Annotated in this window: 14 protein-coding genes and 1 pseudogene; 10 read left to right on the forward strand and 5 right to left on the reverse strand. The window is 71.2% G+C overall.

The window, feature by feature from the left end:
* The first annotated feature begins 4 nt into the window (after positions 1-4).
* The 5 genes and pseudogenes from ACQQ2N_RS07450 (at position 5) to purU (ending at position 3040) form a co-directional block, all read left to right on the forward strand.
* Entirely contained in the window at positions 5-436 is a 432-nt protein-coding gene (locus ACQQ2N_RS07450; protein WP_440225073.1) for a MarR family winged helix-turn-helix transcriptional regulator, read from the forward strand.
* A 54-nt stretch (positions 437-490) separates the two neighbouring features.
* The gene (locus ACQQ2N_RS07455) at positions 491-889 is read left to right on the forward strand and encodes a tautomerase family protein (RefSeq protein ID WP_440225074.1); all 399 of its coding nucleotides are present in this window, start codon (positions 491-493) and stop codon (positions 887-889) included.
* Positions 890-1159: 270 nt separating this feature from the next.
* Positions 1160-1531, forward strand: coding sequence for an ArsR/SmtB family transcription factor (locus tag ACQQ2N_RS07460; protein WP_440225075.1), 372 nt, complete (start codon positions 1160-1162; stop codon positions 1529-1531).
* A gap of 64 nt (positions 1532-1595) precedes the next feature.
* Positions 1596-2107: pseudogene (locus tag ACQQ2N_RS07465) on the forward strand (SRPBCC family protein).
* 81 nt (positions 2108-2188) lie between these two features.
* Positions 2189-3040, forward strand: coding sequence for a formyltetrahydrofolate deformylase (gene purU, locus ACQQ2N_RS07470; protein ID WP_440225076.1), 852 nt, complete (start codon positions 2189-2191; stop codon positions 3038-3040).
* A 775-nt stretch (positions 3041-3815) separates the two neighbouring features.
* Here purU and ACQQ2N_RS07475 read toward each other — a convergent pair.
* The gene (locus ACQQ2N_RS07475) at positions 3816-5060 is read right to left on the reverse strand and encodes a hypothetical protein (protein WP_440225077.1); all 1245 of its coding nucleotides are present in this window, start codon (positions 5058-5060) and stop codon (positions 3816-3818) included.
* 168 nt (positions 5061-5228) lie between these two features.
* Between ACQQ2N_RS07475 and ACQQ2N_RS07480 the strand changes: the two genes are divergently transcribed.
* On the forward strand, positions 5229-6050 hold the full coding sequence (locus ACQQ2N_RS07480) for a rhodanese-like domain-containing protein (protein WP_440225078.1): 822 nt from the start codon (positions 5229-5231) through the stop codon (positions 6048-6050).
* 7 nt (positions 6051-6057) lie between these two features.
* Here the strand turns inward: ACQQ2N_RS07480 and ACQQ2N_RS07485 are convergent, their stop codons facing one another.
* On the reverse strand, positions 6058-8418 hold the full coding sequence (locus ACQQ2N_RS07485) for a protein kinase domain-containing protein (RefSeq protein WP_440225079.1): 2361 nt from the start codon (positions 8416-8418) through the stop codon (positions 6058-6060).
* A gap of 200 nt (positions 8419-8618) precedes the next feature.
* Here ACQQ2N_RS07485 and ACQQ2N_RS07490 point away from each other — a divergent pair, with 200 nt between their 5' ends.
* Complete coding sequence (locus ACQQ2N_RS07490) at positions 8619-9191, forward strand: sigma-70 family RNA polymerase sigma factor (RefSeq protein ID WP_440225080.1); 573 nt, start codon at positions 8619-8621, stop codon at positions 9189-9191.
* On the opposite strand, the gene ACQQ2N_RS07495 is transcribed toward ACQQ2N_RS07490, so the two are convergent.
* On the reverse strand, positions 9192-10523 hold the full coding sequence (locus ACQQ2N_RS07495) for an APC family permease (RefSeq protein WP_440225081.1): 1332 nt from the start codon (positions 10521-10523) through the stop codon (positions 9192-9194).
* 193 nt (positions 10524-10716) lie between these two features.
* Here ACQQ2N_RS07495 and ACQQ2N_RS07500 point away from each other — a divergent pair, with 193 nt between their 5' ends.
* A complete protein-coding gene (locus ACQQ2N_RS07500; protein ID WP_440225082.1) occupies positions 10717-11085 on the forward strand; it encodes a GFA family protein in 369 nt (122 codons plus the stop codon).
* Between the two features lie 118 nt (positions 11086-11203).
* Entirely contained in the window at positions 11204-13054 is a 1851-nt protein-coding gene (locus tag ACQQ2N_RS07505) for a diguanylate cyclase domain-containing protein (RefSeq protein ID WP_440225083.1), read from the forward strand.
* A 31-nt stretch (positions 13055-13085) separates the two neighbouring features.
* Here the strand turns inward: ACQQ2N_RS07505 and ACQQ2N_RS07510 are convergent, their stop codons facing one another.
* Together ACQQ2N_RS07510 and ACQQ2N_RS07515 are read right to left on the reverse strand one after the other, a co-directional pair.
* On the reverse strand, positions 13086-14102 hold the full coding sequence (locus ACQQ2N_RS07510) for a GAF domain-containing protein (RefSeq protein WP_440225084.1): 1017 nt from the start codon (positions 14100-14102) through the stop codon (positions 13086-13088).
* Positions 14103-14840: 738 nt separating this feature from the next.
* The gene (locus ACQQ2N_RS07515; RefSeq protein ID WP_440225085.1) at positions 14841-15197 is read right to left on the reverse strand and encodes an ADP-ribosylation/crystallin J1; all 357 of its coding nucleotides are present in this window, start codon (positions 15195-15197) and stop codon (positions 14841-14843) included.
* Positions 15198-15347: 150 nt separating this feature from the next.
* Here ACQQ2N_RS07515 and ACQQ2N_RS07520 point away from each other — a divergent pair, with 150 nt between their 5' ends.
* A complete protein-coding gene (locus ACQQ2N_RS07520; RefSeq protein ID WP_440225086.1) occupies positions 15348-16091 on the forward strand; it encodes a histidine phosphatase family protein in 744 nt (247 codons plus the stop codon).
* Positions 16092-16098: the final 7 nt, after the last annotated feature.

The raw sequence follows: 16098 nt of genomic DNA on the forward strand, positions 1-16098 counted from the left end.
TACCATGCGGACCATGTTCGACCAGTGCCTGTACTTCAATACCACCGCGCTCGCGCGCCGGCTCGAGCGACGCTGGGGCGAAGCGTTCGCGCCGTTCGGATTGACTGCGCCGCAGGGCTTCGTGCTGCGCGTGGTGCTGCGGCGGCCGGGCCTGCTGCAGGGCGAACTCGCCGAGGCGATGGCGATCTCGCGGCCGACCGCGACACGCGCTCTGGATGGCCTCGCGGCGAAGAAGCTGCTGGTGCGGCGAGCGTCGGCCAATGACGGGCGCGAGATCGAGGTGCATCCGACCGCCAAGGCCATCGCGATGCAGGCCTCGCTCGACGCCGCCAGCGCGTCGGTCACCCGCGCGATCCGGCGCGAGGCCGGCGACGACGCGTTCTCCAGCGCGGTGGCCCAGCTGCGCGAGCTCCGAACCACGCTCGACGAGGACTGATCCTTTCTCGCCGTGAAAGTTGCATAGCTAAGTTACATAATCAGGAGAATGGCCGTGCCCATCATCACCACCCGCGTCGCGGCGACGCCGACGCCTGCGCTCACGCGTGCGATCGTCGACGGCCTCGTCGAGCGCACCACGCGCCTGCTCGGCAAGGATCCCGCGGTGACCGCCGTCGTGGTCGACTACGTCGATCCCGCCCTGTGGTTCGTCGCCGGAAAGCCGCTCAGCGAGCACGGCCTCGCCAGCATGCACGTCGAGATCACGATCACCGACGAGACCAACACCAAGGCCGAGAAGGCTGCGTGGATGGCCGAGGTGTTCGCGCTGTTCGAGAGCCTGCTCGGCGGCCTGCACGAGGAGAGCTACCTGCACGTGCACGACGTGCGCGCGGCCGCGTACGGCTACGGCGGACGCACGCAGGAATACCGCTACCAGCATCCCGCGCGCTGACGATTACGCCAGCAAGCTCACGGCCCGAGGCCAACAAACTGGGGTCAGGTTCATTTCTCTTGCCGCAGGTTGCGACGGCCCGGGGTCAGGTTCATTTTCCGCGCGATTCGAGTGCTTTTGGCGACGCCTGTTCGGGAAAATGAACCTGACCCCAGGCTTTGGCTGTTCGAGGCGCGAGCCACGATGTCGCGACGCGCGTCATTCGCGCGCAGTCCCGCCTTATTCAACCATATGGTTGACATTGGCTCGCTGCCGACTATAGTCAACCACATGGTTGATCATTCCTCCGACGCTCTCGACGCCGTGTTCCAGGCGCTCGCCGATCCGACGCGGCGCGCGATGCTGGCCGAACTCGCGCAGGGCGAGCGCAGCGTCGGCGAGCTCGCGGCGCCGTTCGAGATCTCGCTGGCCGGTGCCTCCAAGCACATCAAGGTGCTCGAGGCGGCCGGGCTGATCCGGCGCACCGTGAACGGCCGCACGCACCTCTGTGCGCTCGAGTCGGGCCCCATGCACGCGGGCGCGGAATGGCTGCGCCATTACGAGCACTTCTGGAACACGCGCCTCGACGCCCTCGAGGCGCTGCTCGATGCCGAGGACGCGGCGAAACCGCCATCACGCCCGCGCCGCCCGCGCGCGCGATGAGACCTTCCGCGACCAGTGCGGTCGCAGCGATCACGAGGACGGGACGATGGACGACTACGGCAGCATGCCTTCACGCGACACCGTGCGCATCGAGCGCGATCTTCCTGGGCCGATCGAGCGCCTGTGGAGCCATCTCGTCGACGCGGACAAGCGCGCGCGCTGGCTCGCGGGCGGTCCGATGGACCTGCGCGTGGGCGGTGCGGTCGACCTCGTGTTCCACAACAACGCACTCACCGACGACGACACGCCTGCGCCCGCGCACCATGCCGCGCATGCCGAGGTGGCGACCCTGCACGGGCGCGTCACCGCCTGCGATCCGCCACGCCTGCTCGCGTTCACGTGGGTGACGGTGCCGAGCCGTCCGACGTCACGTTCGAACTCACGCCGCGCGGCGAGCGCGTCCATCTCGTCGTGACACATCGCCGACTCGCGACACGCGACAACAGGATCAGCGTCGCCGCCGGTTGGCACACCCACCTCGGCGTGCTCGCCGCACGACTCGAGGCGCGCGAGCCCGAAGGGTTCTGGTCGCGCTTCACGCAACTCGAGGCGGAGTACGGCGCACGCATCGACTGACGCCGCAGGATCCGGTGCGCACGTCGCGTACCGGATCGCCCGACGCTAGACTGCGCGGCCGCCCCGATCCTGCGCCGCGCCATGCACCACGACTTCATCCTGACCCTGTCGTGCCCCGACCGCACCGGCATCGTCTACCGCGTCAGCGGCCTGCTGTTCGAGGCCGGCTGCAACATCCTCGACGCGCAGCAGTTCGGCGACGAGGAAACCGGGCGCTTCTTCCTGCGCGTGCACTTCGATGCGCCGGGTGCCCTCGCACGCGAGACGCTCGACGCGCGCTTCGGCGAGCTCGGTACGGCGTTCGGCATGGACTGGCAACTGCACGATGCGCGTCGGCGCGCGCGCCTGCTCGTGCTCGTGAGCAAACAAGGCCACTGCCTCAACGATCTGCTGTTCCGCGCGCACAGCGGCCAGCTGCCGGTGGAGATCGCGGCCGTCGCGAGCAACCACGAGGACTTCGCCGCGCTCGCGGGTTCGTACGGCGTGCCGTTCCACCACCTGCCGGTCGACACGGCCACGCGCGACGCGCAGGAGCTCCGCCTGCTCGACCTCGTCGCGGCCGAGCGCGTCGACCTCGTCGTGCTCGCACGCTACATGCAGATCCTGTCGCCGTCGCTGTGCGACGCGCTGACCGGCCGTGCGATCAACATCCACCACAGCTTCCTGCCGAGCTTCAAGGGCGCGCGCCCGTACCACCAGGCGCATGCGCGCGGCGTCAAGATCATCGGCGCGACCGCGCACTACGTGACGCGCGACCTCGACGAAGGCCCGATCATCGAGCAGGACGTCGCGCGCGTGGACCACACGATGACGCCGCGCGAGCTCGTGCGCGTCGGCAGCGACACCGAGTCGCTCGTGCTCGCACGCGCCGTGCGCCGCCACGTCGAGCACCGCATCCTGCTCAACGGCCACCGCACGGTCGTGTTCCGCTGAGGCGCTGATCGGCGAGCGTCACGGGTCGTCGAACCTGTCGCGGCTTCGTAAGGGTCAAGCAGAGGGACGGCGCCACGGCGGCGGCTCCATCGCGCGGTTTCACGCGTATCGCGCCCCAGCGTCAAGCCGAACCAGCCGCTGTCCTCATCGCGACACTGCCGTGCCTCCGCGGCAGCAAGCGAGTGGACCCGAGCGCGGACCGCTCCTTCGCACGAGGCTGGGTACGACAGAGATCCGTTTCCTCGTCATCGTCATCCCGGCTTGACCAGCCATTCGGTTGTTGGGAGCCGCCCACAGCTGTCCGGAGAAAGTCCGAAGCGAAGGCTGGGCAGCACCGCCGCGTCGGGCTTCCGAAGATGAACGCCAGGATGCCGACGCGTTCTCGTGGCAAAACGGCATCGCGCGAGTTCCTATCCTTCTCCCGCCGGGAGAAGGTGGCCCGCAGGGCCGGATGAGGGTCCGGGATCGCGACGATGTTCGAACGTGATCTCGATCCCGCACCCTCTCCCCAACCCCTCTCCCGGAGGGCGAGGGGCTCAAGCGCAACGTCACTACGGGAGGACGCGTCGAGACGGTGAAGTCGCGCGACGCCGAGCGCCGGGGAACATCATGCGACGGCTCCGCTGACGGTGCGACACGGTGTGCGGATTTTCCCCGGACAGCAGTGGGCTTGCGCCGGGATGACGATGTGAGAGCTGGCATCCGACGTGACAGGGAGGCACATCCATGATGCTGCTCCGCTCATGAAAAGCATCGCGCATCGTGCGACGTGGCCTCACCTCACCGGCTGCAACGCATGCCCGCCGATGCCGAGGTCGCGCTGCGGGTCGAAGTCGGCGCGGTCGGTCAGGAACTGGCGGCCGTCGTCGAGCTGCCATGCGTAGCGATAGTGGATCGACAGGTCGATCTGCTTGCCGCTGGTCGGGTCGCGCCACGGCTGCACTTCCTGGATCGTGTCGATCGTCGCGGCGTGGATGCCCGCGTTCGTCGCCTGGCGGTTCGCGAAGCCCTGGTCGTTGAGGCGGCCGATCGCCTGGATCGTGTCCATGCGGATGCGGCCGCGCTCGAGGATGCCCTGCATCGTGATCTCGTTCATGCGACGCTGGTGCCAGGCCTGGATCGAGGCGACCTGGCGCTGCGAGACGGCTTCGACATGCTGGCGCGAGCGCGCGATCATGCGCTCGCCCCAGGCACGCTCGTAGCGCATCGAGAGACGGAGCTTCTCCAGCAGCGCGAAGTCGAGCGAGCCGTCCGGCGCGCGCAACGCGATGAGGTCCTGCGACATGCCGTTGACCGATCGGCCGATCATCGGGTCGGTGATCTGCGAGAACGTCACCGCCGCGACGAAGGCCTCGCGCATCTCGATGCCCTGCAGCGCGTAGCCGACGAGGATCTCGCCCGCCTCGTGGCGCATGCGTGAGCCGTTGGCCGGTGCCTGCGCGTTCGCGGTCATCGCCGTGACGATGTCGGCACGTTCGCGGTAGGCGAGCACGCGCGCCTGCGGGCGCGCGCTGCGCACGACCGACTCGAGGTAGGCGCGTGCAGTCTGGATCGGCGCGGCCGGGCACGGGTTCATCGGCACGACCGTGCCGTCGACCTGCCACGCGAGGCGCGGCATCAGCGACACGGCCTGCAGGCCGTCGGACGAGGTCGCGGCCCATTCGAAACCGACCGTGTTGCCGACGCACTCGACGTCCGCACGCCAGCGCACGCCGCCTTGCGCGACCCAGCCGGCCGGCACCTCGATCGTGGCGGCGTCGAGCGGCTGGCCGAAACCTTCGCGATCGACGATCGCGATGCGTTGCAGCGTCGCGGGTGCCTTCACGGGCACCGATGTCGATGGCCCGCGCATGCCGGCCGGCGCGGGCTCGACGAACGCACCGTGCGGCGTCTCGCGCAGCACGGTCCTCGGCGCCTGCGCGGCGATCGCCTCGCCCGAACCTGGAGGCGCCGCTCCACCGCACGCGGCGAGCAGGGCAAGCACGGCGGTCGCCGGCCAGCGGAAGGTGGGGGCATGCATCGCGGTGTCCTCGGGTGCGACGCGCGGCGTCGCTTCGATCGATGGAGGCGCAACACGGCGTGCGACCGGCTCATCGCCGCCGATGCGCCCGACGTGAGCCGCTCGCGCACCATGCTGCGCCTTCTGGAGCACGCGGCCATCCCGCCGCGATCCCGAACGAGGATTCCCATGCGCCCGCTCCGTTTCGTGTCTCCCCTGCCCGCGGCCCGCGGCCGCGCGCTCCTGTGCCTCGTGCTCGGCTTCGCGGGCGCGACCACGGCGCTGGCACAGCAGGACTTCGGTGCGCCGCCTCCCGGCGGAATGCCGAATGCGCCACCCGCCTCGGCGTATCCGCCGCCACAGGGCAACACGGGTTGGCCGCCGGCGGGACAGGTCCCGTCGCAGAACCCGAACGCCTGGCCTTCGACGCCCGCACCGCCGAACACGTCTTCCGGCTACGGCCAGGCGCCTCCGCAGCAAGGCGGCGGCATGCCTGCGCTGCAAGGCCTGCTGCAGGCCGAGATGCAGGACTTCGGCGTGCCACCGCGCAACGAGCTGCAGACGACGCTGCACGGCCCGACGCCGACGAGCATCCCGGGCGGGCAGGTCATCACGACCGACCGCCTGCTGCCGATGCTGCAGCAAGGCCAGGCCAGCGTGTTCCACGTGCTCGGTCCGGGTGGCGAGATGCTGCCCGGCGCGCTCGCCGCGGCGCCGGCCTCGCAGGCGGGATCGTTCGACGATCGCACCCAGCAGGAGTTCGGCGCATTCCTGCAGCAGACCACGCAGGGCAACCGCGCCAGGCCGCTGGTGTTCTACTGCATGAACCCGCAGTGCTGGATGTCGTACAACGCGGCGCTGCGCGCGATCCGCATGGGCTACACGCAGGTGTACTGGTACCGCGGCGGCCTCGAAGCCTGGCAGCAGGCACGCCAGCTCGCTGCGGGCATGTCGCCCCAGGGCGTGCCGCAGCAGGGCATGCAGGGACAGATCCCGACGGGTTACCGCTGAGCGCGCGTCACGGCGCCGGTGCGGGACAGCCAGCACCGCCGAACGCCGCGCAGGCGCGCGTGCGTACCTCGCCGAGGTAGCCCGCCGCGGGCGCGTTCGGCTCGGGCAGCGCGGCGAGCATGGCCTCGGCGCGCGCGAGCGTCGCCATCGCCGCGGCGTCGCCGGCGAGGCGTTGCGCATCGGCGAGCGTCGCGAGGGCGAGCACGTGGTGGGCGTGCGGTTCGGGGAACGCGCGCGTCGCGACGTCGACCGCATCACGCGCGGCTTCGAGCGCGAGCGGGCCACGCTCGAGCTCGAGCGCCTGGCGCGCGACGTTGGTGAGTCCGCGCACGAGCAGCGGATGGTCGGCGCGCAGCACGCGTCGGCGCATCGCGGCGGATTCCTGCAGCAGCGCGAGCGAGCGTTCGCGGTCGCCGAGATTGCGCTGCAGCAGCGCGAGGTTGTTGAGCAGGATCGCGCCGTTCGGGCTGCCGTCGGGGAAGAGCGCGCGTTCGATCGCGATCGCGCGCTCGTACGGCGCGATCGCCTCGCGCGGCCGGCCGAGGCCGTCGATCGCCTGCGCGTGGTTGCTCAGGATCGAGGCGCGATCGGCCGCGGGCACGTCGACGCCGTGCTCGTCGAACAGCGCGAGCGCCTCGCCGGTCAGGCGCAGCGCGGTGGGGTAGTCCTCCTCGTAGAGGTGGACGTGGGCGAGGTCGTTGAGCGCGATCGCGTGGAACGGCTCGCGGGTCGCGCCACTCGCGCGCAGGCGCGCGAGCACGTCCTCGAAGGCCGCGATCGCCTCGTGCGTGCGGCCTTCGTACGAGCGCAGCAGCGCGATCGCCTCGCGCACGCGCAAGCTGCGCAGGTCGTCGGCGCCGAACGCGGCTTCGCTGTCGGCGAGCGCGCGCGCGAGCTGCACGTCGGCGACGTCGAAGCGGAACCGGTTGGCGAGGCTGTTGCCAATCGCGAGGCGCACGCCCGCGGCGAGGTCGGGGCGGCCCGCGAAGCGCGCGTCGATGCGTGCGGCCGCTTCGTCGAGCGTCTCGTTGACGGTCAGTTCGCGACCGGCCGAGTACGCGTCAGAACTGGTCAGCGCATCGGTGAGGTAGGCGTTGATGAGCTCGGCATCGGCGACGGCGCGACGTGCCGTCGCGGCCTGCACGAACGCGACCGCGCTCGCGGCGAGGATCGCGACGAGCGCGAACGCGGCCGCGGCCGTCGCGACGCGGTGGCGTCCGACGAAGCGGCGCAGGCGGTAACCGGCCGTGTCGGGTTGCGCGCTGACCGGGCGACCGGCGAGATGCGCGCGCAGGTCGTCGGCGAAGGCCTGCGCCGAGGCGTAGCGACGCGACGGTTCGCGGTGCAAGGCCTTGGCGACGATGCGTTCGAGGTCGCTGCCGATGCGCTGGCGGCGTGCGCGGCGTTCGGGTTCGGGCAGCCCGGCCTCGTCGAGGCGTCGCCGCAGCGTCGGCGGCGTGGTCTCGCAGACCAGGCGTTCGCCCTGCGCCGGGCTGAGCCCTTCGAGCCGGTATGGCCGCACGCCGGCGAGCAGCTCGTAGAGCACGACACCGAGCGAGTAGATGTCGGAAGCCGTCGTCACGGGCGCGTTCGCGAGCTGCTCGGGACTCGCGTAGGCCGGTGTCATCGGCGCGAGCGCGGTGCGCGTGGCCTCGCCGTCGTCGAGCTCGCGCGCGATGCCGAAATCGAGCAGGCGCGGCTCGCCGTCGGGGCCGACGAGGATGTTCTGCGGCTTGAGGTCGCGATGCACGACGAGGTGGCGATGCGCGGCCTGCACGCCGTCGCAGACCTTCGCGAACAGTGCGACGCGTTCGGGCACGCCGAGCCGTTCGCGTTCGCAGTACGTGGTCAGCGACGGACCGTCGACGTAGGCCATGACGAGGTAGGGCGCGCCGTCGGGCGTGCTGCCGCCGTCGAGCACGCGTGCCACGTTCGGGTGCTCGATGCGCGCCAGCACGCGGCGCTCGCGTTCGAAGCGCGCGAGCAGTCCGGCGCGCCGCGTACCGCGCGCGAGCACGTCGCCGTGCACGAACTTGATCGCGGCCTGCTGGGCGTAGGCGCCGTCGGCACGTTCGGCGAGGAACACGATGCCCATGCCGCCCGCGTCGAGCGGACGCAGGATGCGCCACGCGCCGATGCGGTCGCCCGGTGACGGCGATGCCGCATCGCGCGCAGGTGCCATCGCGGCGAGCGCCGGGGCCTCGAGGAAACCCTCCGCCGAGGCGCCGACACCGAGCAGCTCGAGCACGCGGGCGTGCACGGGCGGCGCGACCGGCTGGCGCAGCAGCCACGCGACGCGCTCGTCGTCGGGCAGTGCGAGTGCCGCGTCGAGCAGACGCAAGGCCTCGGTTTCGATCGTGAGCCGCATCGCGGTTCCCCCTCCCGTGCAGTGTAGTGCGCCACGGCGCGCGGCGACGCGCAGCGTGACCTTGGCGAAGAAGGCGCAGGACGCCGTCCGACTGGCGCAGCCGGCGGGTTGACCGGGCAGGGCGGTCGGCCCACGCGGTGGCCCGCACGTCGCGGCCGCCCGCGTGGAGCGCCGCCCGCGACCCGTTTAGACTGCGCGCGATGGACGAGACTCCGGTCACGCAGCTGCTCGAGGACTGGCGCGCCGGCGACGCGGGCGCGCGCGACCGCCTCGTCGCCGTGCTGTATCCCGAGCTGCGCCGCCTCGCCGAGCAGCTGTTCCGGCGCGAACGCCGCGACCACACGCTGCAGCCGACCGCACTGGTCAACGAAGCCTGGATGCGCCTGACCGGCCTCGACGGCATCGTCGGCGAAAGCCGTGGCCACCTGCTCGCGGTCGCCGCGCGGCTCATGCGCGAGGTGCTCATCGACCACGCGCGCCGGCGCGGTGCGGCCAAGCGCGACGGCGGCGAGCGCGTCACGCTGAGCGGGCTCGACGTGGCCGCCGGCGGCGGTGACGTCGACCTCGCCGATCTCGACACGGCGCTGCAGGCGCTCGAGAAGGTCGATGCGGGCAAGGCGCGCATCGTCGAGCTGCGCTACTTCGGCGGGCTCACCGTCGACGAGGTCGCCGCAGCGACCGGGCAGTCACCGGCGACGGTCAAGCGGCACTGGGAGGCCGCGCGCCTATGGCTGTTCCATGCGCTGTCGACGCGCGGCCCGACGCCGGAGTGATCAGCGCGCGGGTGAACCGCGTCGCAGCTGCCGCAGCACGGCATAGAGCGCGACGAGCGCGAGCAGCGCGACACCGATCGCGAGCCATTCCGCACGCGTGAGCGTGACGAGCACCGCCGCCATCGCCACGGCCGCGAGCAGCGGCACGACGGGTCCACCGGGCAGCACGAACGGCGCGCCGGTGCCGCGCAGGCCTTGTCGCTGCGCTTGCCACGCGGCGAGCGCGACGCCGAGGAAGATCAGGCAGTTCGCGCCGCCCGAGACCAGGGCCAGCGCCTCGAAGTTGCCGAGCAGCGCGAGCGTGCAGCCGAGCGCGCCGTGCGTGGCGATCGCGAGCAGCGGCACGCGATGGCGCGCGGTGACGCGACCGAATGCGTGCGGCAGGTAGCCGTCGCGGCCCAGCGCGTAGAGCAGCCGCGACGAACCGAGCAGGTTGCCCATCAAAAAGCCCGTCATCGACACCCCCGCGGTCAACAGCAGCAGCGTCGTGCCGGGCGCCCACAGCACACCGGCCGCATCGGCGATCGGCGTGGCGCTGCCGGGAAGGGCGGTGCCGAGCAGACCCTGGCAGGCGACCTGCAGCGACACGTACAGCAGCACCACGACGAGCACGGCCGCGAACGTCGCACGCGGCACGTCGCGCGACGGATCGCGCAGCTCGCCGGACGGGATCAGCGCGGTCTCCATGCCCGAGTACGCGAACATCACGAGCACCATCGCGGTGCCGAGCGTGCCCCACGACGGCAGGTCGAACGAGACGGCTTCGCCGAGGTCGATCACGAACAGGCCGACCACGGCCAGCACGAACAGCGGCGTCAGCTTGAGCGTCGCGAGCACGCCGATCGCGCGCGCGCCGAGGCGGACGCCGAACGCGTTGAGCAGCACGAGTGCGGTGTAGACCGCGACGAGGAAGGCCGCGCGTGGTGCGCCGTCAGCGAACATCGGTTCGGCCTTGGCCAGCTGCGAGACCAGCGCCGCGGCGACGCCGCCGCTCGAGGCCACGTTGCAGATCCACATCAGCGCGCCGGCGACGAAACCCGGGAACGGTCCGAACGTCGCGCCGACGTAGGTGTACGGCCCGCCCGTCGCCGCGGTGCGGCTGCCGACCGCGGCGAAGCACATTGCGATCGGCACGATCACGAGCGCGCCGGCGAGGAACGCCAGCGGCGCGGCCGAACCCATGCGCGTGGCGAGCAGGGCCGGCAGCATGAAGATGCCGGCGCCGACGATGACGTTGACGATCGCCGCGGCGAGCGCAGCGCTGCCGACCGCGCGCACGAGCGCGGCCTCGCCCTCGAGTGGTCGGTCGCTGCCGGGAGCCGGCGTGGTCATGGGCACCTCCGTGGCGGATCGGATCGCGTCATCGGTCGTCGCGCCTGGTGGGAGTGAGGCGAGCATCGCATGCACGCGGGGTCGCGGGAATGCGGCGCCGGCGGTCTTCATCTCGACCAGAGCGAAAGCCGCTTCAGCCCGCGTCGCGCTCGCAGGTCCAGACTGGTGCCGTCATCGACCCGAGGAGACCGCCATGGCCATCACCGGCCGCTGCCACTGCGGCGGCGTCACGTTCACCGCCCAGATGCTGCCGCCGATCAGCCTCACCGCGTGCACGTGCTCGTACTGTGCCGCGCGTGGCGCGCTGTACGCCTACCTGGCACCGGACGCGTTCGTGCCCGATGCGAAGACCGACGCCGTCTACCGCTGGAACACGCGCCTCGTCGAGCATCACTTTTGCGCCACCTGTGGCTGCGCGACCTGGAGCGACAGCCCCGCGTTCGCACGCGACGGCGCCTGGGACGGCGTCACGCGCCGCATCGGTCTCAACGCGCGCCTGATCGACGGCTACGATGCGGACAAGGCCATCGTCGAGACGATCGACGGTCGCAACCTGTGGTGATCGGCCCATCCGGATTGGCCGTCCGTCGCGGTTTCTGGCACATTGGCGTGGCTGCGGCGGGGAGCCGCGGCGCGCCGGCGACAGGGGGCCGGTCCAGATGCGTGCAGCCATCGCCATCGTGTCGATCGCTTTCGCGGTGCCGCCCTTCGCGGCGGCCGATACCACGCGCCTGCCGCTGACCGTCGAAGAGCGCACTGCCGCCTGCCTCGAGGTCGAGGACGACGATTCGCCGCGTGCGATCGCGCTCGCCGACAGCGTGCTCGCCGAAGCCGTGCCGCCGCCCGTGCTGCAGGTCGCCGAAGCGCACGGCTGCCGCGGCTGGGCACTGGCCTCGCTCGGTCGCCGCGACGACGCGCGGCGCGACGCCCACGCCCTGCACGAGCTCGCCCTCACGTTGCCGGCCGGTGCGGACCGCGTGCGCCTGCTGCGCCGCGCCGGCGGCATCCTGCACCGCTCGGCGGATCGCGTCGGCGCGGTCGACCTCTACGCCCAGGCGGTCGCCGACGCCGAGGCCCAGGGCCTCGAAGCGCAGCGCATCCCGCTGCTGGTCAACCTCGGCGTGCTGCATTCGGAGTTCGAGGAGCACGAGCGCGCGCGCGTGAACTACGAGCAGGCGCTCGCGCTCATGCAGCGCCTCGGCGATCTGCGCTACGAGGCGCCCGTGCGCTTCAACCTCGCGCTCAACCTCAACGGCCAGGAGCGCTTCGCCGACGCCGTCCCGCACCTGCGTCGCGCGATCGAGCTCATGGAAAGCTCGGGTTTCGGTGGTCCCGCGCAGCTGCTCAAGGCACGCCTCGCGCTGGCCACGGCCCTGCTCGAGACCGGCGACAGGGAGGAATCCACGCGTCTGCTCGCCATGATCCGTGCCGCCGACCGGGCTCAGCTCGATCCGTCCACGGCATCGGAACTCGCACTCGTCGAGGCGGCGCGGCTGTCGCGTGAAGGCAGGGCCGCGCAGGCGCTCGCGATCCTCGACGCGATCGAGACCGACACCTTGCAGGATTTCCAGCAGTGGACCGTGCTCAACCGTCGCGCGACGCTGCTCGAGCGGCTCGGCCGCCATGCCGAGGCGAACGTGCTGTTGCGCCGCGCTGCGACGATGCGCGAGGCTTATCTGCGCCACCAGAACCACGAGCGCCTCGCCGCGCTCGACACCCACCTGCGCGATCGCGAGCAGCGCGCCGAACTCGAGCGCCTGAAGAGCGAGAGCGAGCGGCAGGAGCGCGAGATGCTGGCCAGCGAGCGCCAGCAGATGATCATGGCGAGTGTCGGCGGCGCGCTGATCCTGCTCGCGATCGGCCTGCTGGTCTGGCAGCGGCGCATGAACCGCCGGCTCTACGAAGCCAGCCACACCGATCCGCTGACCGGCCTCTCCAACCCCCGTGCCATGGCGCTCGAGCTTCGCACGCTCGCGCGTGAGGCGAGCGGCACCGCGCTCATGCTCATCGACATCGATCATTTCAAGCGCATCAACGACGAGCACGGCCACGACATCGGCGACGAGGTGCTCGTCGCGTTTGCGCGCCGTTTGCGTGAGCACGCCGGCAAGAAGGCGCTCGTCGCGCGCTGGGGCGGCGAGGAGTTCCTCGTCGTGCTGCCACGCAGTGGTGCGGAGGCCGCCGTGGCCCAAGCGGATGCGCTGCGTGCGGCGCTCGCGCAACCGGTCGGGACGCACGCGGGCGAACTCGTCGCGCACGCCTCGATCGGCATCGCCAACCTGCCGCTGCCCGGCGCGTCGCCGGGCGGGATCGAACCGTGGCACGTGAGCCTGCAGCTCGCCGACCATGCGCTCTACCTCGCCAAGCGCGCGGGGCGCGACGGCTGGGTACGCTACTGGATCGAACGTCCCATACCGGACTGGCCGGCCGAACGCATCGGCCGCGAGCCGGCTCTCGCGCGTTCGCTCGGCCTCATCGAGCCGACCTCGTCACGTCCGTTGCGCGAACCGCTTGCGGCGGTCGGCGCCTGAGTCGAACCCGGGCGCCTCGGAGCCGATCCGATCAGGCGGCCTTCGAAGCGCGCCAGGCGGTCTTGGCGTCGCTGAGCGAGTCGTCCGCACGCAGGAACACGCGGCTCGTCGATTCCGACGCCGAGGTCGCCTCGGCATCGCCGACCAGCACGCAGACGTCGCTGGCACGGCATTGCGCGTCTACGACGGCGCGCAGCGCCGCGAGCGTCTCGGCGGCCGGCGTGCCGTGCAGCACGGCAACGAGCTCGGTGCTGCCGGTCACGCGGTTGATCGAGTCGCCGAGATCGTGGCGCAGCGCGCCGTCGAGGGCGTGCTCGAGCTGCTGCAGCGCGCGTTCGACGCCGCGCTCGCCGAGCGCCTTGACGCGGTCGGCATGGTCCTGCAGCTCGAACACCGCGATGCGGTAACCACCGCCCGCGGCGGGTGCCGGTGCGCTGGGCGCCGCGGGCGATGCCGGCACGGCAGGCGGCGTGGCCGACGACACCTCCACCGTGGCGGCGGACTGGGCCGCTGCGACCCCGGCCTCGAGCGCATGCAGGCGCTGCGCTTCGTGCTCGCGGTGGCGGTTCTCGAACAGGTTCATCGTGATGCGCGCGAGCGCCTGCAGCGCCTCGCGCTGGCCTTCGTGCAGCTCGCGCGGCGAGACGTCGACCACGCACACGGTACCGATCGCGGCGCCCTGCGGCGTCACCAGCGGCATGCCCGCGTAGAAGCGCGCACCGAGCTCGCCGGTCACGGCCGGAAAATCGGCGAAGCGCGGATCGCCGGCGAGATCGGGGATCTCCATGAGCTCGCGCGGGTCGCGGATCGCCTGGTCGCACACCGCGACGTCGCGCGGCGTCTCGGTCGCGTCGAGTCCCAGCCGCGCCTTGAACCACTGGCGGTCACGGTCGATCAGCGAGACCAGCGCGATCGGCGTGTCGCAGATCGCCGCGGCGACGCGCACGACATCGTCGTAGACGCCTTCGGGCAAGCTGTCGACGAGCCGGTAACGGTCGAGCACTCGCTGGCGTTCGGTCTCGTCGAGCGCGGGCGTCGCATCGGCCATGGAGATCTCCTCGTCGGGGCAGGTCCCGGGCCGGAAATCCTAGCAGCCGCGCGCGAAGGTTGCCGCCTTGGTGGTGTCGTCGGTTAAGGGGGCTTAAAGGAGGCGCGCAGACGACGTTCGATAACCCTCATGACGCCACTGGCACAACGCCTCGCAACGGGTGTGACCCGCTCGTGGGTCGGCAACCTCGACGAGGCATCACTCGTGTCGTCGATCCGGAGGAGGCCCACTACTGTCCGGGGAAAGTTCGATCGAAGGCAGGAGAGCGTTGCCGCGTCAGGATTCAGGCGATGAATGCCGGGATGCCGACTCGCTCTCGCGGCAGACGCACGCGGCGCGATCTTTATCCCTTCTCCCTCCGGGAGAAGGTGGCCCGCAGGGCCGGATGAGGGTCCGGGATCGCGACGATGATCGGATCTGGTCTCGATCCCGCACCCTCTCCCCAACCCCTCTCCCGGTGGGAGAGGGGCTCAAGCGCAAGTCCACTGCGGGAAGGGGTCGGACCTGTGAAGTCGCGCAACGCCGAGCGCCGGGAACCACCACGCGACTGCTCCGCTGACGACGCGACGCGGTGTGCGGACTTTCCCGGAACCAGTGGGCTTCCGCCGGGATGACGGTGTCTCGAGTCCCAGGCTTCTACCGCATCGTCGATGCTCGGGAAGGCAGGAAGGCATTCTCCGCGTACAAGTCGCATGCGCGACATTAGGGAACGAGCTTCCCCGGCCGGTTGCGTCGCCTTTAGTGCCGAAATTCGCCGATGATCTCGATCACGCCGACGATCGCATCGTTGAGGGCTTCGAGGTCCTCGGCGGGAATCCACCATTCGGTGTGCTCCGCGCCACCGCCCTGCCGGACCGCGTAGCGACGCATGAAATCGCTGCGTACCCTGAAGCGCGTCACGCAGCCGTAGCCGCTCGCCGGCACGTTCCAGTCGCGCGCGATCTGGGCGGCGTAGGCTTCGTTCGTGACCGGGTAGAAGATCGGTTGGTCCGGCAGTCGTGGTGGCCAGCGACGGAAACCGCTGGCACGCACGAGCTCGATCTCCTCGGGGCCGGTCGGGCGGTACAACGTGGTGGTTTCGGGGTCGGCATCCATGGCATATCGGGAATCGAGGCAGGACAGGCGCCGGGTTCGCCGACGGTATGGGCGCGCATCATCGCAATCCATCGCAGCGGTGACCATGGTCGAGCGTGATGACTGCCCGCGTCCGGTGCGGGCCCGGGCCTCGTGCGCGATACTGCATCGATGACACGTCGACCGCTCGCGTTCGTTCTCCTGCTGACGGCTGGCGTCGCCGCTGCCGCCGAGCCCGCCTCTCCCGCCGCGCGCACGATCGTGCTCGTGCGCCACGGGCATTACACGGCCGATGCGTCGATCGACGAGGCGATCGGACCGGGCCTGTCGCCGATCGGAGTCGCGCAGGCGCATCTCGCCGGCAGCCGCCTCGCCGGCGACGGCACGCGCTTCGATGCGTGGTATGTGAGCCCCATGCAGCGCGCTCGTGATACGGCGGCGGCGATCGGATCGGCGTTGCCGACCGCGGCGTACACGGTCGTCGACGATCTGCACGAGTGCACGCCGCCGACGCGGCGCCGCGAGATCATGAAGGACGGCAAGCCCGAGTCGTTCACGGCCTGCAAGGCCCAGCTCGATCGCGTGTTCGAGGCCTACTTCCGTCCTGCGGCCGGCGCCGAGCGCAGCGAGCTGTTCGTCTGCCACGGCAACGTGATCCGTTACCTCGTCACGCGTGCGCTCGGCGTCGACAGCGAGGCCTGGCTCGAGATGTCGGTCGGGCATGCGAGCGTGACGCGCATCCGCGTCGAGCCCGACGGGCGCTTCAAGGTGCTCGGCGTCGGCGAGGTCGGCCATCTGCCGGCGACGCTGCGCACGGGCGCGAGCGGCGACCCGGAACGCAGCCTCGCGGTGCCCGCGTTGCGCACCGCACCGGCCGCAGCGGCGCCGAAGCCCGCGCCCGCATCGGGATCCTGAGGTTCCG

The organism is Dokdonella aquatica (assembly GCF_051987395.1).
Taxonomy (GTDB): Bacteria; Pseudomonadota; Gammaproteobacteria; order Xanthomonadales; family Rhodanobacteraceae; genus Dokdonella.

What these genes read in the sequence shown, in the direction of transcription:
- ACQQ2N_RS07450 (WP_440225073.1), top strand. Translation starts at nt 5, where the DNA reads ATGCGGACCATGTTCGACCAGTGCCTGTACTTCAATACCACCGCGCTC.
- ACQQ2N_RS07460 (WP_440225075.1), top strand. Translation starts at nt 1,160, where the DNA reads ATGGTTGATCATTCCTCCGACGCTCTCGACGCCGTGTTCCAGGCGCTC.
- purU (WP_440225076.1), top strand. Translation starts at nt 2,189, where the DNA reads ATGCACCACGACTTCATCCTGACCCTGTCGTGCCCCGACCGCACCGGC.
- ACQQ2N_RS07475 (WP_440225077.1), bottom strand. Translation starts at nt 5,060, where the DNA reads ATGCATGCCCCCACCTTCCGCTGGCCGGCGACCGCCGTGCTTGCCCTG.
- ACQQ2N_RS07480 (WP_440225078.1), top strand. Translation starts at nt 5,229, where the DNA reads ATGCGCCCGCTCCGTTTCGTGTCTCCCCTGCCCGCGGCCCGCGGCCGC.
- ACQQ2N_RS07485 (WP_440225079.1), bottom strand. Translation starts at nt 8,418, where the DNA reads ATGCGGCTCACGATCGAAACCGAGGCCTTGCGTCTGCTCGACGCGGCA.
- ACQQ2N_RS07490 (WP_440225080.1), top strand. Translation starts at nt 8,619, where the DNA reads ATGGACGAGACTCCGGTCACGCAGCTGCTCGAGGACTGGCGCGCCGGC.
- ACQQ2N_RS07495 (WP_440225081.1), bottom strand. Translation starts at nt 10,523, where the DNA reads ATGACCACGCCGGCTCCCGGCAGCGACCGACCACTCGAGGGCGAGGCC.
- ACQQ2N_RS07500 (WP_440225082.1), top strand. Translation starts at nt 10,717, where the DNA reads ATGGCCATCACCGGCCGCTGCCACTGCGGCGGCGTCACGTTCACCGCC.
- ACQQ2N_RS07510 (WP_440225084.1), bottom strand. Translation starts at nt 14,102, where the DNA reads ATGGCCGATGCGACGCCCGCGCTCGACGAGACCGAACGCCAGCGAGTG.
- ACQQ2N_RS07515 (WP_440225085.1), bottom strand. Translation starts at nt 15,197, where the DNA reads ATGGATGCCGACCCCGAAACCACCACGTTGTACCGCCCGACCGGCCCC.
- ACQQ2N_RS07520 (WP_440225086.1), top strand. Translation starts at nt 15,348, where the DNA reads ATGACACGTCGACCGCTCGCGTTCGTTCTCCTGCTGACGGCTGGCGTC.